The 26,995-nt window shown below is 72.4% G+C and carries 23 protein-coding genes; 9 read left to right on the top strand and 14 right to left on the bottom strand.

Features of this window, described 5'->3' with window-relative positions; genetic code table 11:
• Positions 1-9: 9 nt before the first annotated feature.
• The 6 genes from ACIBG4_RS11265 to ACIBG4_RS11240 form a co-directional block, all read right to left on the bottom strand.
• Positions 10-2,817 carry a hypothetical protein gene (locus ACIBG4_RS11265; protein ID WP_397201682.1) on the bottom strand — a complete coding sequence of 936 codons (2,808 nt, stop codon included), beginning with the start codon at positions 2,815-2,817 and terminating at the stop codon, positions 10-12.
• Positions 2,814-3,929, bottom strand: a complete 1,116-nt coding sequence (locus ACIBG4_RS11260; RefSeq protein WP_310707721.1) for an AAA family ATPase — start codon at positions 3,927-3,929, stop codon at positions 2,814-2,816. The genes ACIBG4_RS11265 and ACIBG4_RS11260 overlap by 4 nt, the downstream gene beginning before the upstream one ends.
• A gap of 13 nt (positions 3,930-3,942) precedes the next feature.
• Positions 3,943-5,298 (bottom strand): VWA domain-containing protein, encoded by a 1,356-nt coding sequence (locus tag ACIBG4_RS11255; RefSeq protein ID WP_397201681.1) that lies wholly within the window; start codon positions 5,296-5,298, stop codon positions 3,943-3,945.
• Complete coding sequence (locus ACIBG4_RS11250; RefSeq protein ID WP_397201679.1) at positions 5,295-6,698, bottom strand: hypothetical protein; 1,404 nt, start codon at positions 6,696-6,698, stop codon at positions 5,295-5,297. The genes ACIBG4_RS11255 and ACIBG4_RS11250 overlap by 4 nt, the downstream gene beginning before the upstream one ends.
• Positions 6,698-7,189 (bottom strand): hypothetical protein, encoded by a 492-nt coding sequence (locus tag ACIBG4_RS11245; protein WP_310707724.1) that lies wholly within the window; start codon positions 7,187-7,189, stop codon positions 6,698-6,700. The genes ACIBG4_RS11250 and ACIBG4_RS11245 overlap by 1 nt, the downstream gene beginning before the upstream one ends.
• Positions 7,190-7,331: 142 nt before the next feature.
• Positions 7,332-9,455, bottom strand: a complete 2,124-nt coding sequence (locus ACIBG4_RS11240) for a prolyl oligopeptidase family serine peptidase (RefSeq protein WP_397201678.1) — start codon at positions 9,453-9,455, stop codon at positions 7,332-7,334.
• A gap of 263 nt (positions 9,456-9,718) precedes the next feature.
• On the opposite strand from ACIBG4_RS11240, the gene ACIBG4_RS11235 reads away from it, so the two are divergent.
• The 3 genes from ACIBG4_RS11235 to ACIBG4_RS11225 all read left to right on the top strand — a co-directional run bounded on the left by ACIBG4_RS11235 (position 9,719) and on the right by ACIBG4_RS11225 (position 12,908).
• Positions 9,719-10,018 carry a hypothetical protein gene (locus ACIBG4_RS11235; protein WP_397201677.1) on the top strand — a complete coding sequence of 100 codons (300 nt, stop codon included), beginning with the start codon at positions 9,719-9,721 and terminating at the stop codon, positions 10,016-10,018.
• Positions 10,018-11,151, top strand: coding sequence for an NlpC/P60 family protein (locus ACIBG4_RS11230; protein ID WP_397201676.1), 1,134 nt, complete (start codon positions 10,018-10,020; stop codon positions 11,149-11,151). Before ACIBG4_RS11235 ends, ACIBG4_RS11230 begins: the two co-directional genes overlap by 1 nt.
• An 80-nt stretch (positions 11,152-11,231) precedes the next feature.
• Positions 11,232-12,908, top strand: a complete 1,677-nt coding sequence (locus ACIBG4_RS11225; protein ID WP_397201675.1) for a RecQ family ATP-dependent DNA helicase — start codon at positions 11,232-11,234, stop codon at positions 12,906-12,908.
• A 27-nt stretch (positions 12,909-12,935) separates the two neighbouring features.
• Here ACIBG4_RS11225 and ACIBG4_RS11220 read toward each other — a convergent pair whose 3' ends face one another.
• The 4 genes from ACIBG4_RS11220 to ACIBG4_RS11205 form a co-directional block, all read right to left on the bottom strand.
• Positions 12,936-14,879 (bottom strand): S9 family peptidase, encoded by a 1,944-nt coding sequence (locus ACIBG4_RS11220; protein ID WP_397201674.1) that lies wholly within the window; start codon positions 14,877-14,879, stop codon positions 12,936-12,938.
• Complete coding sequence (locus ACIBG4_RS11215; RefSeq protein ID WP_397201673.1) at positions 14,879-16,666, bottom strand: N-acetylglutaminylglutamine amidotransferase; 1,788 nt, start codon at positions 16,664-16,666, stop codon at positions 14,879-14,881. The genes ACIBG4_RS11220 and ACIBG4_RS11215 overlap by 1 nt, the downstream gene beginning before the upstream one ends.
• Positions 16,667-16,797: 131 nt before the next feature.
• Positions 16,798-17,955, bottom strand: a complete 1,158-nt coding sequence (locus ACIBG4_RS11210) for a glutamate--cysteine ligase (RefSeq protein ID WP_397201672.1) — start codon at positions 17,953-17,955, stop codon at positions 16,798-16,800.
• Positions 17,956-18,098: 143 nt separating this feature from the next.
• Positions 18,099-18,854, bottom strand: a complete 756-nt coding sequence (locus tag ACIBG4_RS11205) for a ZIP family zinc transporter (RefSeq protein ID WP_310707730.1) — start codon at positions 18,852-18,854, stop codon at positions 18,099-18,101.
• 222 nt (positions 18,855-19,076) lie between these two features.
• Here ACIBG4_RS11205 and ACIBG4_RS11200 point away from each other — a divergent pair, with 222 nt between their 5' ends.
• Both ACIBG4_RS11200 and ACIBG4_RS11195 read left to right on the top strand, forming a co-directional pair.
• Positions 19,077-19,565 (top strand): MarR family transcriptional regulator, encoded by a 489-nt coding sequence (locus tag ACIBG4_RS11200; RefSeq protein WP_310707732.1) that lies wholly within the window; start codon positions 19,077-19,079, stop codon positions 19,563-19,565.
• 73 nt (positions 19,566-19,638) lie between these two features.
• Entirely contained in the window at positions 19,639-21,090 is a 1,452-nt protein-coding gene (locus tag ACIBG4_RS11195) for an MFS transporter (RefSeq protein ID WP_397201671.1), read from the top strand.
• Between the two features lie 129 nt (positions 21,091-21,219).
• Here the strand turns inward: ACIBG4_RS11195 and ACIBG4_RS11190 are convergent, their stop codons facing one another.
• A complete protein-coding gene (locus ACIBG4_RS11190) occupies positions 21,220-21,522 on the bottom strand; it encodes a helix-turn-helix domain-containing protein (protein WP_397201670.1) in 303 nt (100 codons plus the stop codon).
• 66 nt (positions 21,523-21,588) lie between these two features.
• Here ACIBG4_RS11190 and map point away from each other — a divergent pair, with 66 nt between their 5' ends.
• Positions 21,589-22,371 (top strand): type I methionyl aminopeptidase, encoded by a 783-nt coding sequence (gene map, locus ACIBG4_RS11185; protein WP_397201669.1) that lies wholly within the window; start codon positions 21,589-21,591, stop codon positions 22,369-22,371.
• 29 nt (positions 22,372-22,400) lie between these two features.
• Here map and ACIBG4_RS11180 read toward each other — a convergent pair whose 3' ends face one another.
• Positions 22,401-23,372, bottom strand: a complete 972-nt coding sequence (locus ACIBG4_RS11180; protein ID WP_397201668.1) for a TetR/AcrR family transcriptional regulator C-terminal domain-containing protein — start codon at positions 23,370-23,372, stop codon at positions 22,401-22,403.
• A gap of 121 nt (positions 23,373-23,493) precedes the next feature.
• On the opposite strand from ACIBG4_RS11180, the gene ACIBG4_RS11175 reads away from it, so the two are divergent.
• Positions 23,494-24,096, top strand: a complete 603-nt coding sequence (locus ACIBG4_RS11175; RefSeq protein ID WP_397201667.1) for a GNAT family N-acetyltransferase — start codon at positions 23,494-23,496, stop codon at positions 24,094-24,096.
• Between the two features lie 58 nt (positions 24,097-24,154).
• Positions 24,155-25,045 carry an alpha/beta hydrolase gene (locus ACIBG4_RS11170; RefSeq protein ID WP_397201666.1) on the top strand — a complete coding sequence of 297 codons (891 nt, stop codon included), beginning with the start codon at positions 24,155-24,157 and terminating at the stop codon, positions 25,043-25,045.
• Between the two features lie 65 nt (positions 25,046-25,110).
• On the opposite strand, the gene ACIBG4_RS11165 is transcribed toward ACIBG4_RS11170, so the two are convergent.
• Both ACIBG4_RS11165 and ACIBG4_RS11160 read right to left on the bottom strand, forming a co-directional pair.
• Complete coding sequence (locus ACIBG4_RS11165) at positions 25,111-25,245, bottom strand: hypothetical protein (protein ID WP_397201665.1); 135 nt, start codon at positions 25,243-25,245, stop codon at positions 25,111-25,113.
• A 31-nt stretch (positions 25,246-25,276) separates the two neighbouring features.
• The gene (locus tag ACIBG4_RS11160; RefSeq protein WP_397201664.1) at positions 25,277-26,173 is read right to left on the bottom strand and encodes an SDR family oxidoreductase; all 897 of its coding nucleotides are present in this window, start codon (positions 26,171-26,173) and stop codon (positions 25,277-25,279) included.
• 112 nt (positions 26,174-26,285) lie between these two features.
• Here ACIBG4_RS11160 and ACIBG4_RS11155 point away from each other — a divergent pair, with 112 nt between their 5' ends.
• Positions 26,286-26,957: a winged helix-turn-helix transcriptional regulator gene (locus ACIBG4_RS11155; RefSeq protein WP_397201663.1), complete on the top strand. Its 672-nt coding sequence runs from the start codon at positions 26,286-26,288 to the stop codon at positions 26,955-26,957.
• Positions 26,958-26,995 lie beyond the last annotated feature (38 nt).

Below are 26,995 nucleotides of genomic sequence, written 5' to 3'. Positions count from 1 at the left end.
CCGGCACCCCTACCCCGTGGGCGCCACCAGACCGGCCACCGCGAGCGCCGTCTCCGGGTGGCGGGCCAGCAGGGCGACGGCCTCGGCGTGCGCGGCCGGCTCCTCCGTCAGCCAGCCGCCCTCGCAGCCGAGGAGCGACGCCACCGCGTCGCACGCGCCCGGGTGGGCGCGCAGGAGCTCGGCGACCGGCCCGCCGGCCACGGCCACCGGCCCGCCCGCCGCCGCGGGGGCCGCCGTGCGCCCGCTCCACGGCGGCACCCAGGCGTCCAGCTCCGCCAGCCCGGCGGGGAACGTCCGGCCCGCCTCCCTCACCAGCACCGGTACGAGCTCCCGCGCCTGCTCCCGCAGCGTCGTGATCAGCCTGGGCAGCCACGGCAGCAGCACCGCGTCCGGCAACCGCGCGAACGCCTTGGAGATCAGCTCCACCACGAACGGCGTCAGCGACGGCACCGACTCCAGCGCCTGCACGAACCCGCTGATGTAGAGCGGGAACGACGGCAGCACGAGCGGGTTGGCGAGCAGCTCGTCGCACCGCTCCCGCAGCGCGGCTATCGACAGCAGCCCGAGCTGCGTGTGCGCCGCCCACAGCAGCGCCACCTTGGCCGGCGTCCGCGGATGCGACTGCTGGACGGCCAGCTCCAGCTGGGCCCGCTCGCAGCCGAGCGACAGCGCCAGCCCCTCCATGGAGAACAGGAAGCCCAGCATGGCGCCGACCTGCCGGACCCCGGTGTCCTCGGCCACGAACGCGGTGGGCAGCAGCGTGCAGTACTGCGCGTAGCCGGTGGTGACGAACGCCTCGCACCAGGCGGGCAGCTCCGGCTCCGCCGCCCGGTAGTGGGCGAGCAGGCGGCGGATGCGGCGCAGCACCTCGGGCGCGTCGTCCACGGTGCGCTCGGCGGACAGCAGCTCGACGGCCCGCGCCCCCAGCTCGTCGGTGAAGCGACGGCTGCCGAGGAACACGATCGAGTCCTCGACCGCCTCCAGCGCGGTCGCGGCCGTGGCCCGGGGGTGCCGCACCGCGTCGCGCAGGCGCCGCTCCAGCACCTGCTCGACGGTGACGCCCTGGTAGCCCAGCTCGATGACGGAGCGCTGGTGCTGGCCGAGGGACAGGTCCCAGCTCTCCTGGATGGAGCGCTCGCCGAGCCGCCGCGTGCCCATGATGGGGCGCACCGCGCCCTCGGGCAGCAGGTAGCGCAGCATCCACAGCAGGTGCGAGCAGGGCGCGAGGTGGGGGTCGGCGTCGAGGTTCATCAGCGCCCGCTGGACCGTGCGCTTGTGCAGGTCGAGCCCGAGGGGCTCCAGCCGGTCGTAGACGTCGCGGGCCAGCGGCGGCATCGCGTCGTAGCCGACCTGGCCGATGCGGTCGCCGCCGAGCAGGATCTCGCACAGGTGCCGGACGTCGCGCCGGCCGGGCACCACGTCCTTCTCGATGCAGGTGACCGCCGCGTCCTGGAAGTCGTACGGCGTCGGCCGGGCACGGTCGCGCATGCTCGCGAGCAGGATCGACGTCTCGTACACGGCGATGGCGTCGGCGGTGCTGGCCAGGTAGCCGTTGCGGCGTGCCAGCCGGACCAGGTTCACGCACCAGCCGAGCAGCTCGGCCTCGTCGAGCCCGCCCAGCTCCGGCGGCTTGGACAGGAACCCGCTCAGCCGGTCCGCGACCGGCCGCGGCGTCTCCGGTCCCGTCTCCTTCGCGCGGGTCCGCTTGGTCTTGGCCTGCCCCGGCTGTCCCTCCAGCCGGTACGGCTGGACGCCGCCGCGCGAGACGGCCTTGGCCCAGGTCGCCGCCGCGATCGACACCGAGCCGGAGGCCAGGCCGAACTGCGCCTCGATGGCCGAGTGGCTGGACGGGATGAGGCCGTACAGCCACCGCGTGCCCGTGCGGGGCGTGATGGCGTACGTGCCGGAGCCCGCGAGCCCGAACTCCTCGACCCGGCTGGCCGCGTGGAAGGCGCCGCACACGTACAGGCAGCGCTCCGGGTCGGCGCCGGAGGTGGACAGGTGCTCGCGGATGCGCGTCCACATGTGGCGCTCGCGCTCCTCGTCCCGCGCGAGCCGGTCGCCCCGCTCCGGGGCCAGCCGCCGGAACAGGCTGCCGATCAGCACCATGACCTGCCGGTAGGTGTCGTGGTCGGCGTCGAGCAGGGGGCGCTCCACGTACTGGTCCCACCACTCGGACCAGTGGCGCACCTTGCCGTGGTGCAGCAGGTGGGCCTCCAGCTCGGCGAAGCGGGGGCGCAGGTCGCCGATCTCGATGCCCACGGCGTCGCCGTGCAGCGCCGCGTCCTCACCGTGCTCCGGCTGCTCTTCCTCGGCGGCGTCCTCGTCCTTGGGCAGCCACTGGAAGACGTGGTCGGCCGAGCGGTCCACGAGGACCAGCTCGACGCCGGGCGTCTCCAGCGCGTACGCGATGACCTGGTACTCCGCCGAGGCCTCGGTGATGGGCGCCACCACGCTGAGCGGCCCGGAGCCGGGCGGGAAGCCGTCGAGCTCCGTCGCGAACGCCTGCAGGGCCACCGGCAGGCGGCAGTTGCGCAGCTCGCCGAGCAGCGGGCGCAGGTCCTCGCACAGCTCCAGGTAGACGACCTGGGGCCGCTTCTCGCGCAGCCGGCGCGCCATGGCCAGCGCGGACGCGGGCGAGTGGTGGCACACCGGGAAGATCTCGAGCTCCTCACGCAGCGCCCGGTCGACGTCGTCCACCAGGCCCGCGAGGATCTCGGACAGGGAGGCCGGAGCGCCGGCGAAGGCCGCGGCGGCGTCCAGCAGCTGCTCGCGCAGGGCTCCGAACGGACCCGCGACCGCGCCGGGCGAGCTCATGACAGGGTGGCGATCGCCTGGCGGCCGCCTTCGAGGAAGTCCGGCCATTCCCCGCCGTCCTTCTTGCTGCGGGGCTCGACGACGCCGTGCCAGTACTTGTTGAGGATGGCCAGGTCCTCCGGGTTGCGGCGGGCCAGCGAGCCGACCAGGGAGCCGGCGAGGGTCTGCGCGCGCAGCGTCTGGTCGCCGAAGAACTGGCTGTGCAGGATGGCGTCCTCCAGCACGCCGATCTGCTCGGCCGTGGACAGCGCCGACTCCAGCCTCTCGTCGTCGCTGCTCGCCGACTCGGACGCGGCCCGCAGGTCGGCGAAGCTCTGCAGCAGGATGTCGAGGAGCGTGGGCGGCACGTCCAGCTCGATCCGGTGGCGGCGCAGCAGCTCGGTGGTGCGGAAGCGGACGATCTCCGCCTCGCTGCGCTTGTTCGTCACGACGGGGATGCGGACGAAGTTGAAGCGCCGCTTCAGGGCCGAGGACAGGTCGTTGACGCCCCGGTCGCGGCTGTTGGCGGTCGCGATGATGGAGAAGCCGGGCTTGGCGAAGACGATGTTGTCGTCGTCCAGCTCGGGGATGGACACGTACTTCTCGGACAGGATCGAGATGAGCGCGTCCTGCACGTCACTGGTGGAGCGGGTCAGCTCCTCGAAGCGGCCGATCACGCCCTGCTCCATCGCCGTCATGATGGGCGAGGGGATCATGGAGTCGCGCGACTGCCCCTTGGCGATCACCATGGAGACGTTCCACGAGTACTTGATGTGGTCCTCGGTGGTGCCGGCCGTGCCCTGGACGACCAGCGTCGAGTTGCGGCTGATCGCGGCGGACAGCAGCTCGGCCAGCCAGCTCTTGCCCGTCCCCGGGTCGCCGATCAGCAGCAGGCCGCGGTCGGAGGCGAGGGTCACGATGGCGCGCTCGACGAAGCTCCGGTCGCCGAACCACTTCTGCTTGATCTCCCGGTCGAGCCCGTCGGAGCGATCGGAGCCGAGCACGAACAGCCGCACCATCCGGGGGCTCAGCCGCCACGAGAACGGCTTCGGCCCGTCGTCCACGGACTCCAGCCAGTCGAGCTCGTCGGCGTACTTCACCTCGGCGGGGGCACGCAGCATCTCGTCGGTCATGCGGGGGACTCTCCTAGGTGAGGAAGCTCTTGAGCTCGAACACGAGTTTGCGGATGTGGCCGGAGATCACCGGAGTGCCGAGGTCCTTGAACTTCTGGCGGAACCACGGGTTGACGCTCTGCTGGCCGGAGCTGTTCACCGAGCCGACGGGGATGAACCGCACGCCGGAGCGGTGGACGGCCTGGATCCCGTCGAACAGCGGCTGCGACCGGTCGAACTCGTAGAAGTCCGAGATCCACACCATCACGGTGTTGCGCGGCTCGGCGATCTTCGGCCGGGCCATCGCCATCGCGACGGGCCCGTCGTTGCCGCCGCCGAGGTCGGTGCGCAGCAGCACCTCGAACGGGTCGTGCACCCAGGGCGTCAGGTCGATCGCCCTGGTGTCGTACGCGATGAGGTGGACGTCCACCTTCGGCAGCCCGGCGAAGATCGACGCGAGGATGGTGCAGTTGACCATGGAGTCGACCATGGAGCCCGACTGGTCCACCACCACGATCAGCCGGGACGGCGTGTTCTTGCGGGCCGTGTGCCGGTAGAAGAGGCGGTCGACGTAAAGCCGCTGGTCCTCGGGGCTCCAGTTGGTGAGGTTCTTCCAGATGGTCCGGTCGAGGTCGAGGTTGCGGAACACCCGTTTGGGCGGCACCGATCGGTCGATCTTCCCCGCGCTGGTCTGCTCGACCTGCGTACGGAGCACCTCGGCGACCTCGTCGACGAACCGGCGGATCAGCGCCTTGGCGTTGGCCAGCGCGATGCCCGACAGGTTGGCCTTGTCGCGCAGGAGCTGCTCGATGAGCGACATGCTGGGCGTGAGCTGCCGGGCCAGGGTGGGGTCGGCCAGCACCTCGCGCAGGCGCATCCGGCTGACCAGATCGCCTTCGAGGCCGGCCAGCACGCCGCCGAGCTCGTCGCTCGCGGGGTTGGCGCGCAGCCCGCCGGGCTCGTGGCCGAGGGCGCGCTCGAACCAGCCGGCGTCCTGCTGCCAGCGGGCCAGGCCGCTCGCGGAGACGCTGCCCGAGCCGGTCGCGAACACGTTGAGCAGCAGCTTCGACACCAGCGCGGCCCGGCGCACCTCGTCGGGGCCGATCTCCTCGGACTCCGGCAGGCCGGGCGCCATCAGGCCGTCGAACTCGGCGGCCAGCTCGGGGAAGCGCTGCACGACGTTGTCGACCGAGATGCCGGGGTCGAGCAGGGCGGCGGGCAGGCCGAGGTCGCCGACGACGGCCATGCTGCCCGCTTCGAGGGCGGGCTGCTCGTCGGCCTCGAAGACGCGGGACAGCAGCCGCCAGTAGAGGAGCTGCCGCCGGTTCGCGTCAGCGCTCGAAGACTCGCTCGGGGACTCGCCATGGGACTCGCTCGGGGTTTCGCTCATCGCCGCAGCAGCCGTCCCGCCCGCTCCTGGAGTACGGCGACGACGTCGCCGGCCTTCGCCACGGCCTTGACCACCTTGGGGTCGGTGGGGCCGAGCGCCCAGTCGCCGTTGCCGGCCTCGACCGGCTTGCGCTTGACCGTCGCCTGCACCGCCAGCGGCTGGACGGACCATCGTCCGCCGTCCCAGCGCATGAGGCCGACGCACGCGGTGGAGGCCGCCACGAGCTGGGGGGTCAGCGGGCCGCATGAGGGCAGCCGGTCGGTGTCGAGGGCGATCGGGTGGCCGTCGACGTCGAGCGTGCCGTCGCCGGTCACCGTGTAGCCCTCCAGCAGGACGGGCTCGGCGATCCGCACGGGATGGCGGTCGAGGGGCGGCGCCGGCGGGGCGAGCGCGCCGGCGAGCTGCACGCGGGCCACGGCGAACGGGTCGGCGGGCTCGCCCGCGCGGGCCCGGTCGTCGTGCCACACGAGGTCGCCGCCGGGCAGCAGCGGCATGCCGGTGAGGTCGAGGGCGCGGTGCTCGGCCAGCGCCGTCAGCAGCGCCGGGTGGCCTCCCAGCAGCCGCCACACGGCGGGGCCGGTGATCGTGTCGACCTTCATGGCGCTGACGCTCGCGCGTACCAGCCGCTTCGGCTCGTCGCCCGCGGGCTCCAGCACGCCGTGCACCTGGACCTGCACGGCGGTGCCGTGCTCGTGGACGTCCACGCCCAGGGGCAGCAGCCGCCCGGAGACCGTGACCGGCTCCGGACGGGCGGGCAGGCCGCCGGGCTGGGCGAGCAGGAGGGCCCGCGCCCACAGGTCGCCCCACCGGCGGGCGGGCAGGTGCGGCATCAGGCCGATCGGGCCGGAGGCGGCCAGCTCGGCCGCCAGCCCGTCGAGCAGCACCGCGAGGCGGCGCGCGGCGGGCTGAGCGAGCAGGGCCTCGACGGCCTGCCCGGAGCCGGAGACCAGGTCGTGGTCGACGCCGCGCCAGCCGGTGATGGCCAGCTCGTGCAGCCAGGAGCGGCCGGCGGCGAGCAGGTTCGCGGGGACGCCCGGCTCGTCCGGCGTCCCGCCGGTGGCCGGCCAGGGCTCGCGATCGCGGCCGAGCGCGGCGTCGAGCCGGTCGAGCAGGGCGTCGTGGACCGCGCCGAGCAGCGCGGTGCGGGCCCCGGCGAGCGCCGCCAGGTGCTCCTCGCCGACCGAGCCCGCGGCGATCTTGGCCGCCGCCTCGGCCGCCCGGTCGCCCAGGGGCGTGCCGGCCATGGCCCCGGCCAGGGCGGCCAGCGCCCCGGCCCGCTCCTCGCCGAGCCGGGCGAACCCGTTGGCGAGCGCGTCGTCGAACCCCGTCACCAGCTCCAGGGCCTGCCCGGTCCCGGGCACGTCGCCGTCGAGCAGCGCGGCGAGCTGCACTCCGCGCATCAGGCACCAGCCCCGGTCGCCGGGAACCACTGCAACTCGGGCACCGGCTCACCCGTGCCCGGCAGCTCCAGGTACGCCAGGTGGCGCAGGAACCGGCTGAACACCATGGACGCCTGCGTCCGCTCCACCGAGCCGTCGAGGGCGCCGATCAGGTCGCCGTCCTCGCCGACCTCGGCCCGCAGGTAGCCCGCCACGCGGTCCAGGCCGTACTGGAGCACGGCCTCGGCGGCCAGCGCCTGGAGGTGCTTGCACGGCGAGCCGTACAGGCCGCCGCAGGGCCGGTTGTTGTTGGTGCTGCAGCTGTAGGCGTGGGTGCCGGCGGCGATCGAGGAGACGTACACCCGCTCGATGTCGGAGCCGCTCGACACGACGCCCTGCAGCCGTCCGTCGGCCAGCTCGACGAACGGCACCTTGGCCAGCTTGCGGGGCCGGACAGGCGGCACCACCGGCACCACGCTGCGCTGCTCCCACGCGGCCATGTCCGCGGTCACGACCTTTCGACCTCCCAGCCCGTACGGCTCGCGGACGCCTGATCGTGCGACGGCACTACGCGAACGGCCGATTTGATGATCCGAAAATGTACCCCAACCGACCGACAATCCTGGACCGGAAAAGATCACCGGAGGTGGGGCCTCAGGAGGGCAGGGCGCGGCGCAGGAAGCCGAGCTGGTGCAGCAGCAGGTTCTCGGCCACGGACTCCTCGACGGGCAGGTGGGTGGTGCGCGGCAGCGGCAGCACCTCGTGCGCCTTCCCGGCCGCGAGCAGCGCCGCGGACAGCCTCAGGGTGTGCGCCGGCGCGACGTTGTCGTCGGCCAGGCCGTGGATGAGCAGCAGCGGCCGGGTGAGCGACGCGGCCTCCAGGACGGGGGAGCAGCGGTCGTACGCCTCCGGGTGCTCGTCCGGGTGTCCGAGGTGGCGCTCGCGCCAGTGGGTGTCGTACAGCCGCTGGTCCGTGACGGGCGCGCCCGCGACGGCGGCGTGGAAGACGTCGGGCCGGCGCAGCACCGCGAGCGCGGCCAGGAACCCGCCGAACGACCAGCCCCGGATCGCCACCCGTGACAGGTCCAGCTCGGGCCGGCGGGCCGCCGCCTCACGCAGCCCCTCGACCTGGTCGTCGAGCACCGGCCCGGCGAGGTCGAGGTGGATCTCCCGCTCCCAGGCGGGCCCGCGTCCGGGCGTGCCCCGGCCGTCCACCGCGAGGACCGCGAAGCCCTGCTCGGCGAACCACTGCGAGACGTACGTCCACCACGCCTGCTCGGCGGTCACCTTGCGCAGGGCCGGGCCGCCGTACGGGTCCATGAGGACGGGCAGCGGGGCGTCGCCGGGCCGGTGCCACGAGGGCAGGAACAGGGCGGCGCGCAGCCCGCGGGGGCCGAGGCTCAGCAGCTCGGGCCGGGGCTCCAGCACGGGCCGCTGCGCGTGCGAGACGATCTCCCGTTCCACGGCTTCTCCCGCACCGGCTGCTCCCGCCCTGGCTGCTCCTGCACTGTGGACTGTGACGCGGGTGCCGGGACGGTCGAGGGTGCGGGAGAGGAGCACGGTGGTGCCGCCCCGCCGCACGGCGCTGTGGACGCCCGGCTCGGTGGTCAGCTGCCGCGCCCCGGCGTCCGGGTCGTACGCCCACACGTGGGTCTGCGTCGGCTCGTCCGTCGCCGCGAACAGCACGGTACGGCCGTCCACGGCGAGCACGCCGAGGAGCTGGAGGCCGGGCGGGGTCACGGGCACGCCGTCGGCCATCAGCCGGCGCGTGCCGTCCACGTCGCCGGCGGTGAACAGCGCGCCGGCCGAGTCGCGGGCGGGCAGGCCGGGCAGGAGCTCCACCCAGGCGTCGTCGCGCTGCTCGGCCAGCACCCGGGCCGCCCCGGTGGCCGGGTCGATCCCCAGCACCTGGACGTGGCGCTGGTCGCGGCTCTGCACGGACGCGTACGGCCCGGCGGCGTCCCAGCCGGCGTCGGTCAGGTACTCGAACCCCTTGGTGTCCCAGACGACCGGGGTGAGCGGGCTCCGTCCTCCGGCGTCGGCGATCCACAGGCTGACCTCGGCGTTGGCCGTGCCCGCCGACGGGTAGGGAAAGCTGACCGGAGGCCGGGAGGGGTCGGAGGGGTCGGCCAGGTGCCAGCGCCGCACGGGCGCGGTGTCCACCCGGGCGACGAGCAGCCGGGTGCCGTCGGGCGACCACCAGTAGGCGCGGTGGCGGCCCATGGACTCGCTCGCGACGTGCTCGGGAAGGCCGAAGGTGACCTCCGGACCGTCCGGCACCGCCACCGCCCGATCCAGGGCGTCTCCGGTGCCGGCCACGCGGAGGGCGCCGCCGCTGACGTACGCGACGCGGCGGCCCGTGGGGTCCGGGCGGGGGTCCAGGGCGGGCTCGGCCGCGGCGACCGGCCGTACCAGGCCGTCGGAGACGCGGACCGTCCACAGCCGGCCGGACAGCGCGAAGGCCAGCAGCTCGCAGGCGGCGTCGGCGGCGTAGGCGACGATGCCGGAGGACAGCTCGCCCGCCCGCTGACGCCGGATGAGCTCCTCGGCGGAGAGCTCCTCGCCCGCGCCCACGAGCAGCGCCCGGGGGTCGGCGAGGAGGCGTTCGCGGCCGGTGGCGACGTCGAGCGCCCACAGGCAGCTCACCGGGTCGTCCCCGGCACGGCTGCGCAGGAAGACGACGGTGCCGCCGTCGGGCGAGACACTGACCTTGCCGGGCGCGCCGAGCGTGAACCGCCGCGTGCGGGCGAGCTGGCGCGGCAGGGAGGGGACGGACATGCTGCTCCTTCGGGTAGCGAGGGACATCCGAAAAGCAGCTTGGCCGCCTCCGCGAGAGCGGGAGACGGCCTACTAGTCAAACGATAGTTTATCAGCTCACGGCGCCCCTCCACGGCGGCCGCCGCCCAGAAGGTGGTGGCCGAGCCACTGAGGAGGTTCCCGGCATAAACAAAGAAGCCTCAAGTAAAGTGACGGACGCGCATAATGATCGCATCCGTTGCGGATGTGGTCAGGGTGTCAGGGCGATCCGGTGGGCGGTGTGGATGGCGGGTCTCGATCTCCGGTACGAAGCGCTCGATGACGGGCAGACGGTCGCGCGCGAGCTGGTCAAGGACTACCGAGCGGCGGCGGGCGGCTACCCGGCCGCGACGGCCGACTCTCTGATGTTCGGCAGGCTCGACGGCTCCTCCGCTCTCGCGGGTCTCCTCGACGAGGTCGAGCAGATCATCAGTGACGACCTGGAGTACGCCCACCGACGGCTCTCCGGCGTCGAGTCGGCCCTGGAGGACGTGCGGAGCAACGTCAAGAAGGCCGAAAAGGCCAGCACCATAGCGGCGGCCTGATGGGGGCCACCGAGACCGTCGACGGACTGCCCGGCGGCGGCTCCGAGCTGGCCCGGATCCTGGAGAAGGTCAACGGCAGCCCCAGCACCATCCGGGACGTCGCCAAACGCTGGCGCGGCACCGCGGGCTCGGTCAGCACCCGCACCGGCCGGCTCAGCACCGCGGTCAAGAACATCAACACCGGCTGGCAGGGCGACTCCGCCGACGAGTTCGTCAAGTACATGCGGAACTACCAGGTCGCGGGTGACGCCTTCAACGACCTCCTCGGCGGCTGCGCGGGCACCCTCGACTCCATCGCGGACGCGCTGGAGACGGCCCACTCGAAGGTCAACGGGATCTGCGAGGGCGTGCTCGCCCAGGTCCGCTCGTTCCGGACGCAGAACCCCGACGCGACGCAGGAGGACTTCGACAAGGCGATCGCGCCCGTGGTCCGAAAGGCCGTCGGTGACGCCCAGACCCACCTCTCGACCGCGAACAAGGCCGTCGGCGAGGCCGAGGCAGCCATCAGGAAGACGATCAAGGCCAAGCACGCCTCGTTCAAGGCCATCAAGCAGGCGGGCGACGACGCGTTCGGTACGACCGGCTGGCAGCCGACCCCCGCCCCCAAGTGGACCACCACCTTCCTCGCCAGTGCGGACGGCGGCGGTGCAGCGTCCCCCGCGTCCTACTCGGGCGCGTCCACCGGCGCGTCCGGCGGCGCGTCCGGCGGCGGGCCCGGCGCCACCACGGCCTACTCGGGCGGCGCCGCAACACCCGTGCCGTTCGTCACGGGCAACGGCACCGGGGCCGACATCGTCAACGCCGCGCGGCAACACCTCGGCAAGCCGTACGTCTGGGGCTCCAACGGCCCGTCGTCCTTCGACTGCAGCGGCCTCGTCTACTACGCGATGAACCAGGCCGGCATCAAGATCGGTGACGCCACCGCCGACGTGTACCAGGCCAGCGGCCACGCCATCACCGGTCAGCCGCAGCCGGGCGACCTGGTCTTCTTCGGCCAGCCGGCCCACCACGTCGGCATCTACGTCGGCAACGGCCAGATGATCCACGCCCCGCGCACCGGCGACGTGGTCAAAGTGTCCACGGTCGCCAGCAACGCCAGCCTGGGCCCCATCACGTACCGCCGCTTCACCTGACCCGGCACACCCGGCCCGATCCGGGAGCCGCGCTTCGCCTCACCGGGCATAGCCCCGCCCACGAGGGTAGGGGCGCGGCCATGCGAGCTCATCTCTCCAGCGACGCCCCGCAGGCCGGGGACGGCGGGACCGTACGCGACAGGTGCGAGCGGGCGGCCCGCGAATCCCTCGGCCTGGCCGAGCTGCGGCCCGGCCAGCTGGAGGCGATGACATCGCTGTCCGAGGGCCGCGACACGCTCGTCGTCATGCCCACCGGCAGCGGCAAGTCGGCCATCTACCAGGTGCCCGCGCTGCTGCTGCCCGGACCGACCCTGATCGTGTCGCCGCTCATCGCCCTCCAGCGCGACCAGGTGGAGGCGCTGCGCCGCCAGCGGCACGACGAGAAGGCGACCAGCGTGGATGCCGGCACGTCCGCGAGCAGGCGGGCGGCCACGTTCGAGTCGCTGCGCGCGGGGGAGACCGAGTTCCTGTTCTGCGCGCCCGAGCAGCTCACCCGGCCCGACGTGGTGCGCGAGCTGGCCGAGGCGAACATCTCGCTCATGGTCGTCGACGAGGCCCACTGCGTGTCGGCCTGGGGGCACGACTTCCGGCCCGACTACCTGCGGCTGGGCTCGGCCGCCGAGGCGATCGGCCGCCCGGTGATCGCGGCGCTCACGGCGACGGCCGCCCCGCCCGTCCGCGAGGAGATCGTCGAACGGCTCGGCATGCGGGACCCGCTACAGATCGTGCGCGGGTTCGACCGTCCCAACATCACCCTGTCGGTGCGCCGGGAGCTGGCCGACGCCACCGACGCGCTGGTCGCGGCGGTGCTGGAGCAGCCGCAGCCCGGCATCGTCTACACGGCGACGCGCCGGCGGACCTCCGAGCTGGCCGGCCGGCTGGCCGAGGCGGGCCTGCGGGCGGAGGCGTACCACGCGGGGCTGCGCCGGGGCGAGCGCGACGCGGCGCACGGCAGGTTCATGGCGGGCGAGCTGGACGTCGTGGTGTCGACCAGCGCGTTCGGGATGGGGATCGACAAGCCGGACGTCCGGTACGTCTTCCACAGCGAGATCCCCGGCTCCCTGGACGCCTACTACCAGGAGATCGGCCGCTCGGGCAGGGACGGCGACCCGGCGCGGGCGCTGCTGTTCTACCGGCCCGAGGACCTGGGCCTCCAGCGGTTCTTCACCGGCGCCCTCCCGGACGTCGAGGCGCTGGAACGCGTCGCCGAGGCCGTCGCGAAGTCCGATGCCGGATCCGGCGGGATCGAGCGCAAGGAGCTGCGCGAGCGGACCGAGCTGTCGCCCCGTCGCCTGACCACGCTGCTCGACCTGCTGCAACGCGCCGGGGCCGTCCGGCTGGGCACGCGCGGCATCATGCCGGTGCCCGGCGGGCCCGACCCCGGTCCCGCCGCCGCGCGGGCGCGGGAGCTGGCCGAGCGGCACCGGGAGATCGAGCGCACCCGGCACGAGATGATGCGCCGCTACGCCGAGACCCTGGACTGCCGCCGGCGGTTCCTGCTCGCGTACTTCGGCGAGGACCTGGGGGAGCCGTGCGGCAACTGCGACACCTGCCACGCGGGGACCGCCGGTGAGCCGGCGCGCGGCGACGGGCCGTTCCCGGTCCACGCGCAGGTGGAGCACGAGACGTGGGGGCCGGGGGAGGTCATCCGGCGCGACGAGGACCGGCTGACGGTGCTGTTCGAGGAGGCCGGGTACCGGGAGCTGCTGCTGGACGCCGTCGTGGACCAGGGCATCCTGCGCGAGACCGGCGCCTGATTCCGTGAGGCGGTGCGCGCCCGGCCGTCAGCCCACCGGGGCCAGGAGGTGGCGGCCGAGCCACTCGACGACCTTGCCGACGAAGGCCGCCCGGTTGGGTGGCCGCCGGATCTCGTGCCCCTCGTCCGGGAACAGCAGCTCCTCGCACACCACCCCGCGCGCCCGCGCCGCCTGGACGGCCTGCTGGGCCTGGTGCAGGGGCACGTTCGTGTCGTGGACCCCGTGGACGACGAGGAGCGGCGCCTCCAGCCGGTCGAAGTGCCGCAGCGGCGACAGGGCGCGCAGCAGGTCGCGGTCGGTCTCCGGGTGCCCGTACTCGCCGACCGCGGCGGCGGCGATCCACGGCTCGGTACGGGCATAGAAGCTCTCGAAGTCCGACATGCCGCACACGTCGATGCCCGTCCGGAAGAGTCCGGGATGGGTGACCAGCGCGGCCAGGGTCAGGTAGCCGCCGTACGACCATCCCATGCAGGCGATCCGGCGCGGGTCGGCGGCGCCCAGCCGGACGAGCTCGGTGGCGCAGTCGGCCACGTCGTCGATCGCGTGGAAGCGCAGCTCGCGGTCGTCGGCCTCGCGGAAGGCCCGGCCGTAGCCGGACGAGCCGCGCACGTTGGGGGCGAGCACGCCGATGCCCGAGGCGACGAGGTTGTGGTAGAGCGGGTTGAAGACCGGCCGCTCCTGGTCCTCGGGGCCGCCGTGCAGATGGACCAGGTACGGCGCGGGACCGTGGCCGTTCGGGGGACGGTACAGCCAGGCGGCCAGCTCCAGGCCGTCGCGGGCCCTGAGGCGGACCAGCTCGGCGTGCGGCGCCCCCGCCAGCCGCCCCGCGCCCGCCACCTGGTCGTACCGGCCGGTGGCGAGGTCGCACAGCAGCACGTGGGAGGGCTGGTCCGGCCCCTCGGCGGCCAGGACGGCCGTGCCGCCGTCGAGACTGATCCTGATCGAGGTGACCACGTCGGCGGGCGGGGGAGGGAGCGGGCTCACGGCACCTGTGCCGGTGTCCAGGACCTCCAGGGCGGAGCGGCCGTGCTCGTTCCACACGAGGACCGCGCGCCGCCCGTCGGCGCTCAGCGCGAACTGGTCCAGCTCGGCGTCCTCCCGCTGGGCCAGCACGTCGTGCGACCGCGCCTCAAGCTCGTCCCCCCGTACGAGCACCCGCTCGCCCCCACGCACCGCCAGCAGGGCGGCGCGGTCGCGGCCCGCGTCGGACAGCAGGTAGGCCGTCTCCCCGTCCGGTGACAGGATGCCGTAGTCGGTCGAGCCGGGCAGGCCGGCCAGCAGCGGCAGCTCGTCTTCCGCGCCGGGACCGCAGGCGGCCACCGACATGCGCCGCGCGCCCCTCGGCCCCCGGCGCAGCAGCAGCGTGGCGTGGTCGCGGCTGACGGCGGCGGGCCGGAGCAACGGACCGGCCGCGACGACCTGGCGGCCTCCGGTGGCGGCGTCCACGAGCACCGCCGCGGTCGACCCCGAGGCCGAGGTCTCGGTGACGAGCAGCACCTCGCCGCGTCCCGTCCACCGGACGAACGACGCCGATCCGCCGGGCGGCGCCGCGAGCGGGCGCAGGTCGCCGCCGTCCGGCCGTACGGTCCACACCTCGGTGTGCTCTCCACCGCCGGGCGCGACGAGGACGGCCAGCCGCTCACCGGTCGGCGCCCAGGACACGTCGGCGACCGGCTCCGGGCCGGTGTCGACGGGCCGGGCGGGCGCGCCGTCCGGCGGGCCGGCGCCCGTGTCCTCCTCGCCGGCGGGCCACCCGTGCTCCGCGGCCGGCATGGCGTGCTCGGCGGGGCGCCCCGCGTCGGGCAGCGGCTGGATCCACACGCGGGGACGGCCGTCCCGGTCGCTGACGTACGCGACGGCCCCGTGGTCGGGGGACAGCGCCGGGGTCCGGCAGTTCCATGCGGTCAGGCTCTCGGGTGCGGGCAGCGGAACGGACAGTGCGGGGACGGACAGGGCGGGGGACGGGGCCATCAGACTCCCTGGGCCTGCAGCCACAGCTCCAGCAGCCCGAGCTGCCACAGGGTGTTGACGCCGGTCGTGGCGCGGTCGCGGTCGGGGTCGTCGAGCAGCGCCTTGACGTAGTCGGGCTGGAACAGGCCGCGCGAGCGGGCGGCCCGGCCGGTGAGCGCGTCGCGGACCATGTCGAGCACGGGCCCGTCGAGGTGGCGCACGGCGGGGACGGGGAAGTAGCCCTTCGGCCGGTCGATGATCTCGCTCGGCAGGAGCTTGCGGGCGGCGTCCTTGAGCACGCCCTTGCCGCCGTCGGCGAGCTTGAGCTCGGTGGGGCAGGCCGCGGCCAGCTCGACCAGCTCGTGGTCGAGGAACGGCGTGCGCGCCTCCAGGCCGTGGGCCATGGTCATGTTGTCCACCCGTTTGACGGGGTCGTCGACGAGCATGGCGGTCGTCTCCAGGCGCAGGACGGCGTCCAGCGCGGTGTCGGCGCCCGGCCTGGCCGTGTGGGCGTGCACGTACGCGCTGCTGGCGTCGTGGTCGAGCAGGTAGTCGGGGCTCACGATACCGGCGAGCGCCTCGTGCGGCCGGTCCGCGAACTCGGCGAGGTAGACCTCGGCGGCCCGCTCCCTGGGCACCCCCGCCAGCGGCTGGAACCAGCTGTAGCCGCCGAACACCTCGTCGGCCCCCTGCCCGGACTGCACCACCCTGACGTGCTGGGCGACCTCCTGCGACAGCAGGTGGAAGGCGACGCAGTCGTGGCTGACCATCGGCTCGCTCATCGAGCGCACCGCCTGCTCCAGCCCGGTCAGGAGGCGGCTGTCCGGGATGCGGATGCGGTGGTGGTCCGTGCCGAAACGGCGTGCCATCAGGTCGGAGTACGCGAACTCGTCGCCGCGCTGGCCGCCCGCCGACTCGAAGCCGATGCTGAACGTGGCCAGGTCCGCCTGGCCCTCCTCGGCCAGCAGCGCGAGGATCAGGCTGGAGTCCAGGCCGCCCGACAGCAGTACGCCGACCGGCACGTCCGCGACCATCCGGCGGCGCACGGCCGCGCGCAGCGCCTCCAGGACGGCGTGCCGCCACTCATCGTCGGAGAGGCCGGCCCGCTCGGGCAGGGCCGACCGGGTGTGGGCGGGGTCCCAGTAGTGGCGGTCGGTGCTGGTGCCGTCGGCCTCGAAGGTGCGCACGGTGGCGGCGGGCAGCCTGCTGACGCCGTTGAGGATGGTCCGCTCGCCGGGCACCAGGGAGTGGAAGGTCATGTAGTGGTGCAGGGCGACCCGGTCGATCGAGGTGTCCACGTCGCCGCCGGCCAGCAGGGCGGGCAGGGTGGAGGCGAAGCGCAGGCGGTCGCCGGACCGGGAGAGGTACATCGGCTTGATGCCGAGCCGGTCGCGGCCCAGCGTGAGCCGTCCGGTGTCACGCTCGGCCACCGCGAAGGCGAACATGCCCTTGAAGTGGTCGACGCACTCGACGCCCCACCGGTGGAACGCCTTGACCAGCACCTCGGTGTCGGAGGTGGAGAAGAATCGGTACCCGGCGGCACGCAGCTCCTCGCGCAGCTCGCGGTAGTTGTACAGGCAGCCGTTGAACACCGCGGCGAGACCCAGCTCGCCGTCCACCATGGGCTGGGCGGCCTTGTCGGACAGGTCGATGATCTTGAGGCGGCGGTGGCCGAGGGCGACGGGGCCGGTCGACCACAGTCCGGATCCGTCGGGCCCTCGCTCGCGCATCGCCTCGGTCATCCGGTCCACGGCGCCCATGTCCGCCGCTTTCCCGTCGAAGCGTATTTCGCCGCTCAGCCCACACATGTGTCAGTCGCCTTCCGTATCTCGCACAGTCCCTCACGCGGCCCGTTTCCGCGCGGCCGGTTCTTGCGCCGGCCGCCGATTTCCTCCAGCCGCCGGCCTTGTCGGGCTTTCTCAGGCCTTCTCGGGCTTTCTCAGGCGGCGGGTCGGTACGACGACGAGGCGTCGCCACCCAGGGGCTCCCACCCGCCGGACCGCGTCTCGGCGAGGAGCATGTCCACCACGTCGCCCAGCAGCCCCCGCCGGGCGAACGCCTCCCGCTGCCGCGCGGCCGAGCTGCCCCTGGCCAGCGCGTCGCCGGCGAGTCCGGAGATCAGCTCCCAGTCGCCCGCCTCCTCCAGGTACGGCCGCAGGTCGTTCACCATCCGGGTGATCACCTCGGCGGCGGGCCGCGGGACGCCCTCCACCGGATCCACCAGCTCCCCTTCGAGCCCGGAGCGCGCCGCCTGCCACGTCGCCGCCCGCACGCCCTCCAGCGGCACCTCCAGGCCGGGGGAGCGCCGCACGGCTTCCAGCTCGCGGGCCACCAGCGCCCGGAACAGCCCGGCGATCAGCACGATGTCGTCCACGCGCGGACAGGAGTCGCAGACGCGCAGCTCCACGGTGGGGACGTGCGCCGACGGCCGGATGTCGAAGTAGATCATCCCGGGGTCGCTGATCACGCCGGACTGGATGAGGTCCTGGATCATCCGCTCGTAGTCGGCCACGGAGTCGTAGCGGGCCATCGGCCCGGCCGTGGGCCAGCGCTGCCACACCATGGTGCGGTAGCTGCCGTACCCCGTGTCGGCGCCCAGCCAGTACGGCGAGCTGGAGCTGAGCGCCAGCAGCGGCGGCGCCCACGGGGCCAGCCGGTGCGCGACCGCGAGGGCCAGCTCCCGGTCGGTGATCTCGGCGTGGACCTGGGTCCCGCAGATGAGCTGCTCGCGGGTGAGGAGCTGGTAGTCGTCCAGCATCTGCTCGTAGCGCGGGTCGGGCGAGACCTTCATACGGTCGATGTCGGCCAGCGGCACGCTGCCGGCCGCCACGATGCCGAGCCCCAGGCTCTCCGCCCGCCGGACCACCATCGCGCGCATGCCGCCCAGGTCGCGCGCCAGGTCCTCCAGCCCCCGGAACGGCCTGCTGTTGGCCTCCAGCGTGGAGGACTGGAGCTCCTTGGTGAAGCAGTCGTCCGGCAGCATGTCGAGGAGCATCCCCGCCCTCGGCACCAGGTGACGGGTCCGCGTGTCGACGATGTGGAACTCCTCCTCGACGCCCAGCGTGATCGCGGAGCCGGTCACCAGGAACACCCCCATATCTCAGCGCTCGTCCGCATTGCGGTCACCTGCCCCAAAAATCGCCTTTAGCACCTCATGGGACTGATGCGATCTTTGTTGCGACCGTTACGGCGCGCTTCCAGGCCCGTCCGCAGCCGCGGCGCGTACGGGGATCGGACGCCTCAGCCGCCCGCCTTCGACACCGCGAACGCGAGCAGGAATCCGGCCAGTGTGATGAGCCCGGTCATCAGGTGCGCGTTGTCGAACGCCTCGGGGATCATGGTGTCGGCGATCATGGTGAGGATCGCGCCGCCGGCCAGGGCGATGATGCCCGCCAGCACGGCCACCGGCGCCTGCCCCAGCAGCGCGTACCCGGCCAGCGACGACAGGCCGCTGATGACGGCGATCCCGCTCCACAGCCCGAACACGTACGTCTTGGACCGCCCCGCGCCGCGCATGCCGGCCGCGCTGGACAGCCCCTCCGGCACGTTGCTGATGAAGACCGCCGCCACGGTCACCGCGCTCACCGCGCCCCCGCCGAGCAGGCTCGCGCCGATCACCACCGACTCCGGCACCCCGTCGAGCACCGCGCCGAGCGCGATCGCCGTCCCGGAGCCGCTCTGCTCCTGCTCGGAGGGTTGCCGGCCGCCGGAGCGCTTGCGATGCCTGGCTCCGCGGCGGGCCAGCAGCACGTTGCAGGCGGTGTAGAGGACGGCGCCGATCACGGCGCCCACGACCGTGGGCGCCAGGCCCGCGCGCGCGTGCGCCTCGTCGATCAGCTCGAACGACACGGCGGACATCAGCACGCCGGCGCCGAACGCCATCACCGACGCGATCACCCGCTGCGGCAGCCGCACCGCGTAACCCACCAGCGCGCCCAGCACGAGCGCGAACCCCGCCAGCAGCCCCCACCCACCCGCCTGCAACCACTCCGGCATGACCAGGCGGGTTCCCGCACGACACCGCCCGCAAACGCCCGCCCGGGGTTCCTCCGATCAGCCCGTGTATAAGCTCAGAAGCCGGCCTCCCACCGATCGGCGTGGCTCATCTCCGACAGGGCTCTGCCTACATGGCGCACGGCACGGCAGGAACCTACCGAGACTCCCGGACCGTTTCTTCGTAGATAATCCGCACCGGGACTGTTTGGGTAGGCTGGCGGCATGACAGCGATGGCTCCCACGCGCACCGAAACCGACCTGTCCTTCCTGCTCGACCACACGAGCCACGTGCTGCGCACCCGGATGGCCGCGGCCCTGGCCGAGATCGGCCTGACGGCGCGCATGCACTGCGTACTGGTGCACGCCCTGGAGGAGGAGCGGACCCAGATCCAGCTCGCCGAGCTGGGCGACATGGACAAGACCACGATGGTGGTGACCGTGGACGCGCTGGAGAAGGCCGGGTACGCCGAGCGCCGCCCGTCCAGCACGGACCGGCGGGCGCGCATCATCGCGGTCACGGAAGCGGGTGCCGCCATCGCCCGGCGCAGCCAGGAGCTCGTGGACGGTGTCCACCGGGCGAGCCTCCAATCGCTGCCCGACGACGAGCGCGAGGTCCTGGTACGCGCCCTGAACCGGCTGGTCAGCGGGCATCTCGCCACCCCCGCCGAAGGTCCCCAGCCGACGCGCCGGGCCCGGGAGCGCGCAGTTTAGATCCGAAGAGGATCGTCTATTACGAAACCATCTGTTATGGTCTCTCCTGTCGAGCTCAACGACGGGAGAGAACATGTCGCACGTGGGAAACTCGCGCTGGACAGCACTGGGCGTGCTGTCCGCGACGGGACTGATGACGGTCCTTGACGGCAGCATCGTGACGGTCGCGATGCCGGTCATCCAGGAGGACCTGGGCTTCTCGCCCGCCGGACTGAGCTGGATCATCAATGCCTACCTGATCCCCTTCGGCGGATTGCTGCTCCTGGCGGGCAGGCTGGGTGACCTGATCGGGCGCCGGACGATGTTCCTCGCCGGGAACGCGATCTTCACGGCCGCCTCCCTGCTGGCGGGCGCGGCCACCGGTCCCGGCCTGCTGATCGCCGCCCGGTTCCTCCAGGGAGTCGGGAGCGCGCTGGCCTCCGCCGTGGTCCTGGGCATCCTGGTGACGCTGTTCACCGATCCCGGCGAACGGGGCAAGGCGATCGCGATCTTCAGCTTCACCGGGGCGGCGGGCGCGTCGATCGGCCAGGTCCTGGGCGGCGTACTCACCGACGCCCTGAGCTGGCCCTGGATCTTCTTCATCAACGTGCCGATCGGAGTGGTCACCGTCGGGCTCGCGCTGCGGGCCCTGCCCGCCGATCGCGGGCTCGGCCTGGCCGCCGGCGCGGACGTGGCCGGCGCCGTGCTCGTGACCACCGGACTCATGCTCGGCATCTACACGGTGGTCAAGGTCGAGGAGTACGGCTGGCTGGCCGCCCACACGCTCGGTCTCGGCGCTGTGTCGCTGGCCCTGCTGGCCGGGTTCGTCGTACGGCAGGCCACCGCCAAGGCGCCGCTCATGCCGCTGCGGATCCTGCGCTCGCGCAACGTGGCCGGCGCGAACCTCGCCCAGATGCTGGCCCTGTCCGGCATGTTCGCCTTCCAGGTCCTCGTCGCCCTCTACATGCAGCGGGTCCTCGGCTACGGCGCGCTGGACACCGGCCTCGCCATGCTCCCGGCCGCGGTCGGCATCGGCTCGATCTCCCTGTTCGTCTCGGCCCGGCTCAACGCCCGCTTCGGTGCCCGCGCCGTCCTGCTGGCCGGCCTGGTCCTGCTCGTCGCGGCGATGCTCGTGCTCACCCGGGTCACGGTGGACGCCGGGTACGTCACGCACCTGCTCCCTCCGATGCTGCTGATCTCGGGCGGCGGCCTGGTGCTGCCGGCCCTGGCCACGCTGGCCATGTCGGGGGCGCGGGAGAGCGACGCGGGCCTCGCCTCCGGGCTGTTCAACACCACCCAGCAGGTCGGCATGGCCATCGGCGTCGCCCTGCTGTCCACGATGGCCGCCTCCCGGACCGGGGAGCTCCTGGCCACCGGCGCCGGCCAGGCCGCCGCGCTGACCGGCGGATACCGGCTCGCGTTCACCATCTCCGCCGGGCTGCTGCTCGCGGCGTTCGCCGTGGCACTCCTGGTCATGCGCCGGCCGACCCCGGCCACCGCCGACCGGCCGGCCCCGGAGGAGGCGGCGGCCCCTGTGGCCTCCTGAAACGTCGGCCTTCCGCCCGGCGCGCCCGAAGCGCGCGCCGGGCGTTTCGGCATAGGCCATGAGGCTCTACGAGATCGCCCGCCGCTCAGGAGTGCTGGGCGTACTCATCGGGGACGCTCCGGTCGCGGCTTACGAGGTCAGCTGCTCACGCGCGTTGTGATCAGAGTTGGCCGGTCCGACGCCATGTTCGGGGCGGCTGATCTCGGCCCACACCGCATCGAGGGAGAGGCCGAGGACATCGGCGATCGCCGCGATCGTCGGGAAGGCGGGGGTCGCCACGCGGCCCGACTCGATCTTCCGGAGGGTCTCCGGTGAGACATGCGCGTCGAGCGCGGTCTCCAGCATCGAGCGCTCTCCCCGGGCCCGACGTAGGAGGGCGCCGAGGCGCTGTCCGCGCTCGACCTCTGCGGGCGTGAGGGGCAACCTGACCATGACTCTGATGATAGTACCGGTATAGTTTGGCCGGGATAGTTATTGGTCGCGTGAGGAAGGCGCCGAATGATCGAGATCTTGAACCCCACCGAGCTGCCTCGAGCAAGGGAGGCAGGCGCCCTGGTCGCCGACATCCTGCAGACGCTGAAGAGCCGTAGCACGATCGGCACGAACCTCCTGGACATCGACCGGTGGGCCAAAACCATGATCGTCGAGGCGGGAGCGCTGTCCTGTTACGTCGACTACGAGCCGTCCTTCGGACGCGGCCCGTTCGGCCACTACATCTGCACGGCCGTCAACGACGCCGTGCTCCACGGACGGCCGTACGACTACCCGCTTGCCGACGGCGATCTGCTGACACTCGACCTCGCCGTCTCCAAGGGCGGAGTCGCCGCGGACGCTGCCATCAGCTTCATCGTGGGCGACGCTAAGCCCCAGGAGAGCGTCGCACTGATCAGTGCGACCGAACGCGCGCTGGCCGCGGGGATCGCCGCCGCCGGGCCAGGGGCCCGGACCGGCGACATCTCCCATGCCATCGGCACGGTCCTCAGCGAGGCGGGGTACTCGATCAACACCGAGTTCGGAGGTCACGGCATCGGATCAACGATGCACCAGGACCCGCACGTTTCGAACACCGGACGGCCCGGCCGTGGATACAAACTGCGCCCTGGGCTGCTGCTGGCACTGGAGCCGTGGGTCATGGCGGACACCGCCGAGCTCGTCACCGATGCCGACGGGTGGACGCTGCGGAGTGCGACAGGCTGCCGGACGGCACACAGCGAGCACACGATCGCCATCACCGACGACGGAGCCGAGATCCTCACCTTGCCCAAGCAGGCGCAGTCGTGAGGTGGGCGCCCCCGCTTGCGGGCAACCTCTCATGACCGCGTTCGCGCTTGCCCCTCCACCAGGGCGGCGAACCCGTCGAGATGGCATGCCAGGCCGTACTCGAACAGCCCGTCCAGGTCCAACACTGTTTCCCCGGAAATAGTGGCCAGCAGCGGAAATCGTCCGCTTTCGAGGAGTTCGTCGGCACGTTTCCGCTGTGCCAGCCACCACCCGTCGAGCGTCACCCCGGTCTCCTGCTCCGCCTCGACCTCGTCCGCCATGGACAGCGCGACGGTGAGGACCAGTGCGTGCAACGTGAGTGCCTCGCGAATCCGGGTCGCCATGGGCAGCCCCAGCCCGTCGAGTGCGCGCAGGGTCCACTCGGTGTGCGCCATCATGCTGGGCACGAGCGACGGGCGGGTGAACGAGACGGCCCTGGGCAGCCAGAGGTGTCGCCGGCACAGCTCCCACTGCCGGCGGGAGATCAGTTCGAGCTTGGCCCGCCACCCCTTAGGTCCCGGAACGGGCAGCTCCGCCGCGCCGAAGGCTTCGTCGACCATCTGCGTCACCAGCTCGTCCTTGTTCGCCACATGCCGGTACAACGACATGGGAGCGACGCCGAGCTCGGCCGACAGGCGCCGCATGGACACGGCGTCGAGTCCCTCGACGTCGGCGATCGCGATGGCGGCGCGGAGAACGTGCTCCCGGTTCAGTGCCTGCTTGGGGACGCCGGCCGGCCGCGGTCTCGGCGACGTGGCCGGGCCGGGCGGCTGCTCCTGACCCGCGCGGGCGCGGGCGCTGACCACGGTGCCGGAACCGACCTTCGCCTCGACCAGGCCCTCGTCGCGGAGAGTCGCCATCACCCTGGTCGCGGTGGCGACCGCCACCCCCCATCGCTGGGCGATCTGCCGGATGGAAGGCATCCGATCGCCGGGCCGCAGGTCGCCGGACAGGATCCGGGCACGTATCTCCGCGACGATCCGCCGGTACGGCGGATCCGGTCGCTGCGTTGACGACGGCATGGGGCCCCCGATCCATGGACTGCTGAAGTGTACTAGTTCATTTCTATCGCACTAGTGCACTTCTTCTGCCTGAATGGCGCAAGAAAGCCCATGTGGAGCCAGCTCTCTATACCCTGTACTCATGACAGAGAATACGCCGTACGCAACCGTACGGCAGGCGGATGGGACAGAGCGGCAGGCGGTGGTGGACGTCCTCACCGAGGCGTTCATGAGCGATCCGGTCGTCTGCTGGATCTTCCCCGAGGCCGGTGAACGAGGTCGTCTCCAGCCGTTCTTCTACGGGTCCCTGGTCACCCATCCCGCCGGGGAGGCGTACCTGGTCGGGCGTCCCGAAGGTGCGTCGGTGTGGCTGACGCTGGCCGCCGGCCAGACGCCCTATGAACAGCTTCCGGAGGCGGCCCTGGGCGCGGTCTTCGGTGAGAACGGCGCCCGGTTGGCCGCTCTCGGTCAGGCGCTGGCTCAACGGCACCCCGACCGCGAACCGCACCTCTACCTCTCCTGCATGGGAGTGGTCAGCGGGCGGCAGGGCGCCGGACTCGGCTCGGCCATGCTGCGGCACCGGCTGGCGCGAGCGGACGCCGACGGGCTCCCGGCGTATCTGGAGGCGAGCTCGCCGCGGAGCCGTGCCCTCTATCAGCGGCACGGGTTCGAGGATCTCGGCGAACCGGTCCGCGTGGCGGACAGCCCGCTCCTGTGGCCGATGTGGCGCCCACCGCACCGCTGACCGCCGACTCCCACCACCCGTCCCACCCGTCCGACGGACACAAGGAAAGCGAACCTCAATGACAACGAACCATGAAGCCGACGCCCGCGACGCCGACCGGCGCCCGCCGACCCTGGTGTTCATCCACGGCACCAACTCCTCCTCCGCCTGGGCATCGGGGCTGACCAGCGAGCTCACCCTGCGCGGGCACCGGTGCGTGGCCGTCGACCTACCCGGACACGGCCGCGAGGCGTTCTACCCCCGTTCGTACCAGGCCCCGCAGGACCTCGACGCGCTGGCCACCGAGCCGTCGCCGCTCGCCAAGATCACCATCGACGACTACGTCGAGCGCGTCGGGGAGGTGGTACGCCGCGCCCGCCGCCACGGGCCGGTGATCCTGGTCGGCATGAGCCAGGGCGGCGTCACCGTGAGCAGAGTCGGCAACGCCATCCCCGAGTTGATCGACCGGGTGGTCTACGTCGCGGCGTACTGCTGCGTCGACCTGCCGAACATGGTCGCCTACCTCGAAACCCCGGAGAACAGCGAGAGCCTGATTCCCCAGATCAGCGCCGCGATGGTCGCCGATCCAGCGGTGCTGGGGGTGACCCGGGTCAACTGGCGCTCGGCCGATCCGGCGGTGTTCGGAGCCGTCAAGAGCGCCCTGGCCGCGGACTTCACCGACGAGGGGGTGAGCCGCCTGCTCAACCTGCTGGAGCCGGACGAGACCGCCGGCATTCCCCTGGCCGAAGCCCGTGGCGAAGCGCACACCTGGGGCCGGATCCCGCGGACGTATGTGCGCTTCACCCTTGACCGGCTGATCCCGCCGGCGCTGCAGGACCGATTCATCGCAGAGGCCGACCGCCTCACCCCGGACAACCTGACGGACGTCCGCAGCGTCGCGGCACCCCATGTGGGCCCGTTCGACCGGGCCGAACTGGTGGACATCTTCGCCGAACTCGCGACCCGCTGACCGACGGGGGCGCGCTGACATCATCTTCCGCTTGGCGTGGTCGCTGATGCCGATGGGAGCTTCGATCAGGAGTTGCGGCACGGTGGGTCTCCTCTTCGTACATGGCTGGATGGTGTCCCGGTGAGCACGTCGTCCACGTCGGCGGCGAAGGTCGCCTTGACGCGGGTGCGGTACTCCGGTCCGCCGGACCGGAAGTCCATGTACGGAGATTCACTGATGTCTCCGGGTTGCTCAGGCGGGGGTGACGGCGTAGTCGGTGGCGCCGCGGAAGACGTCGGCGTATCGACGGGCGAACTGCGCGAAGGTGGTCGGTTCGACTCCGAAGCGCTCGTGGGTGGTCAGGTCGACGCTCGAGCGGCCCAGCCGGCTGCGCTCCTGGAAGAGCTGCGCGAACGCGCCGGCACGCGGCGGCGGGTACCCGGCCGCCAGCCAGGCCCGCCGCTTCTCCTCCGAGGTCACGTCGCGGTAGCGGACCGGCTTGCCGATGGCCTCGGAGATATGGCCGGCGATGTCGGTCATGGTCAAGGCCTCGGGACCGGTCATGGGGTAGGTCTTGCCTTCGTGGCCGGGCGTGGTGAGCACGGCGTAGGAGATCTTGGCGATGTCGTCGATGTCGATCGGTGCCATCGTCGTGTCCCCGAGCGGCAGGCGAAGCTCGCCGGAACCGGCGATGTCCGGCACCTCCTCGAAGTACACGTGCATGAACTGGCTCGGCCGCAGCAGTGTCCACGGCATGCCGGAGGCGACAAGGTAGCGCAGGATCTGCTCGTGGCTCCGGGTGGAACGGAACTTCTCATTGTCGAACCCGTCGACCGAGTCCTTGCCGGAGAACTTCACGATGTGACCGACGCCCGCCTTGATCGCGGCGTCGATGAACGTGCACTGCGTCTCCAGCAGCTCCGGGCCGGCGCCGCTGATCATCAGCACCCGGTCCACCCCGGCCAGCGCGGACTCCAGCGTCTCGGGCCAGAGCATGTCGCCGTGCACCACGTCGACGCCCGGCAGTGCCCGCAGATCCTTCGCCTTCTTGGGGTCCCGCACGAGTGCGCGGACCGGTGTGCCGCGTCGTGCGAACTCACGGACGGTGGCCGATCCGGGACGTCCGTTCGCTCCTGTGATGAGGATCATCGTTCCTTCTTCCGTTCGGGAACACCAAGAGGTTACATATAAGTACTTTTTAGTACAATAACGATACTAATAATGCCCGTATCGGAACGAGCCCTCGGTTAGACTCGGTGGTGTGTCAAGCACGCGAACCTACGGCGACGCCTGCGCCGCCGCACACGCCCTCGACCTGGTCGGCGAGCGTTGGGCGCTCCTGGTCGTACGCGAGCTGCTTCTCGGTCCGAAGCGCTTCAGCGACCTGCGGAGCGGACTGCCGAACGTCGGCCCGAACCGCCTGTCGCAGCGGCTCAGCGAGCTCGAACAGTCCGGCATCGTGCGTCGGCGCAAGCTCGGACCACCCGCCCGGTCCTGGGTGTACGAGCTGACCGACTGGGGGCGACAGCTTCAACCGGTTCTCGTCCACCTCGGCCGTTGGGGCCGGCTCTCACCGTTTCGCGACCTCGACGCGGACATCAGCGTCGACGCCCTCATGCTGGCGCTCCAGGGAGACTTCGACCCGGAGGCAAGCCGCGGCCTGTCAGCGACCTACACACTGATCTTCGGCGACGACCACGTCACGGTACGCGTCACCGCGGACGCCATCGCCATCACCCGCGGCGACCTCGACGCGCCCGACGCCACCATCGCCACCGACCCCAGGACGTTCGCCACCGTACTGACCCGGAAGCGTGACCTGCAGGACGCCGTACACGCCGGAGACATCGCCGTGTCCGGCGACGTCAGCGCGATCGAACGTCTACTCGAGGCCTTTCCCCGCCCGGAAACGGCCGAGACGCCATCGGCATAGCCGAGGCCATCAGCCTGCCCACGCGCCTCCTCGTCGCG

It is taken from the genome of Nonomuraea sp. NPDC050383, from assembly GCF_044459125.1.
GTDB lineage: Bacteria > Actinomycetota > Actinomycetes > Streptosporangiales > Streptosporangiaceae > Nonomuraea.
Note: the sequence above shows the minus strand (reverse complement) of the source record. Positions and strands in the feature narration are given on the sequence as shown.

Coding starts and splice junctions, on each gene's coding strand:
- ACIBG4_RS11265 (WP_397201682.1), bottom strand. CDS start 2,817: ATGAGCTCGCCCGGCGCGGTCGCGGGTCCGTTCGGAGCCCTGCGCGAG.
- ACIBG4_RS11260 (WP_310707721.1), bottom strand. CDS start 3,929: ATGACCGACGAGATGCTGCGTGCCCCCGCCGAGGTGAAGTACGCCGAC.
- ACIBG4_RS11255 (WP_397201681.1), bottom strand. CDS start 5,298: ATGAGCGAAACCCCGAGCGAGTCCCATGGCGAGTCCCCGAGCGAGTCT.
- ACIBG4_RS11250 (WP_397201679.1), bottom strand. CDS start 6,698: ATGCGCGGAGTGCAGCTCGCCGCGCTGCTCGACGGCGACGTGCCCGGG.
- ACIBG4_RS11240 (WP_397201678.1), bottom strand. CDS start 9,455: ATGTCCGTCCCCTCCCTGCCGCGCCAGCTCGCCCGCACGCGGCGGTTC.
- ACIBG4_RS11235 (WP_397201677.1), top strand. CDS start 9,719: ATGGCGGGTCTCGATCTCCGGTACGAAGCGCTCGATGACGGGCAGACG.
- ACIBG4_RS11230 (WP_397201676.1), top strand. CDS start 10,018: ATGGGGGCCACCGAGACCGTCGACGGACTGCCCGGCGGCGGCTCCGAG.
- ACIBG4_RS11225 (WP_397201675.1), top strand. CDS start 11,232: ATGCGAGCTCATCTCTCCAGCGACGCCCCGCAGGCCGGGGACGGCGGG.
- ACIBG4_RS11220 (WP_397201674.1), bottom strand. CDS start 14,879: ATGGCCCCGTCCCCCGCCCTGTCCGTCCCCGCACTGTCCGTTCCGCTG.
- ACIBG4_RS11215 (WP_397201673.1), bottom strand. CDS start 16,666: ATGTGTGGGCTGAGCGGCGAAATACGCTTCGACGGGAAAGCGGCGGAC.
- ACIBG4_RS11210 (WP_397201672.1), bottom strand. CDS start 17,955: ATGGGGGTGTTCCTGGTGACCGGCTCCGCGATCACGCTGGGCGTCGAG.
- ACIBG4_RS11205 (WP_310707730.1), bottom strand. CDS start 18,854: ATGCCGGAGTGGTTGCAGGCGGGTGGGTGGGGGCTGCTGGCGGGGTTC.
- ACIBG4_RS11200 (WP_310707732.1), top strand. CDS start 19,077: ATGACAGCGATGGCTCCCACGCGCACCGAAACCGACCTGTCCTTCCTG.
- ACIBG4_RS11195 (WP_397201671.1), top strand. CDS start 19,639: ATGTCGCACGTGGGAAACTCGCGCTGGACAGCACTGGGCGTGCTGTCC.
- ACIBG4_RS11190 (WP_397201670.1), bottom strand. CDS start 21,522: ATGGTCAGGTTGCCCCTCACGCCCGCAGAGGTCGAGCGCGGACAGCGC.
- map (WP_397201669.1), top strand. CDS start 21,589: ATGATCGAGATCTTGAACCCCACCGAGCTGCCTCGAGCAAGGGAGGCA.
- ACIBG4_RS11180 (WP_397201668.1), bottom strand. CDS start 23,372: ATGCCGTCGTCAACGCAGCGACCGGATCCGCCGTACCGGCGGATCGTC.
- ACIBG4_RS11175 (WP_397201667.1), top strand. CDS start 23,494: ATGACAGAGAATACGCCGTACGCAACCGTACGGCAGGCGGATGGGACA.
- ACIBG4_RS11170 (WP_397201666.1), top strand. CDS start 24,155: ATGACAACGAACCATGAAGCCGACGCCCGCGACGCCGACCGGCGCCCG.
- ACIBG4_RS11165 (WP_397201665.1), bottom strand. CDS start 25,245: ATGGACTTCCGGTCCGGCGGACCGGAGTACCGCACCCGCGTCAAGGCG.
- ACIBG4_RS11160 (WP_397201664.1), bottom strand. CDS start 26,173: ATGATCCTCATCACAGGAGCGAACGGACGTCCCGGATCGGCCACCGTC.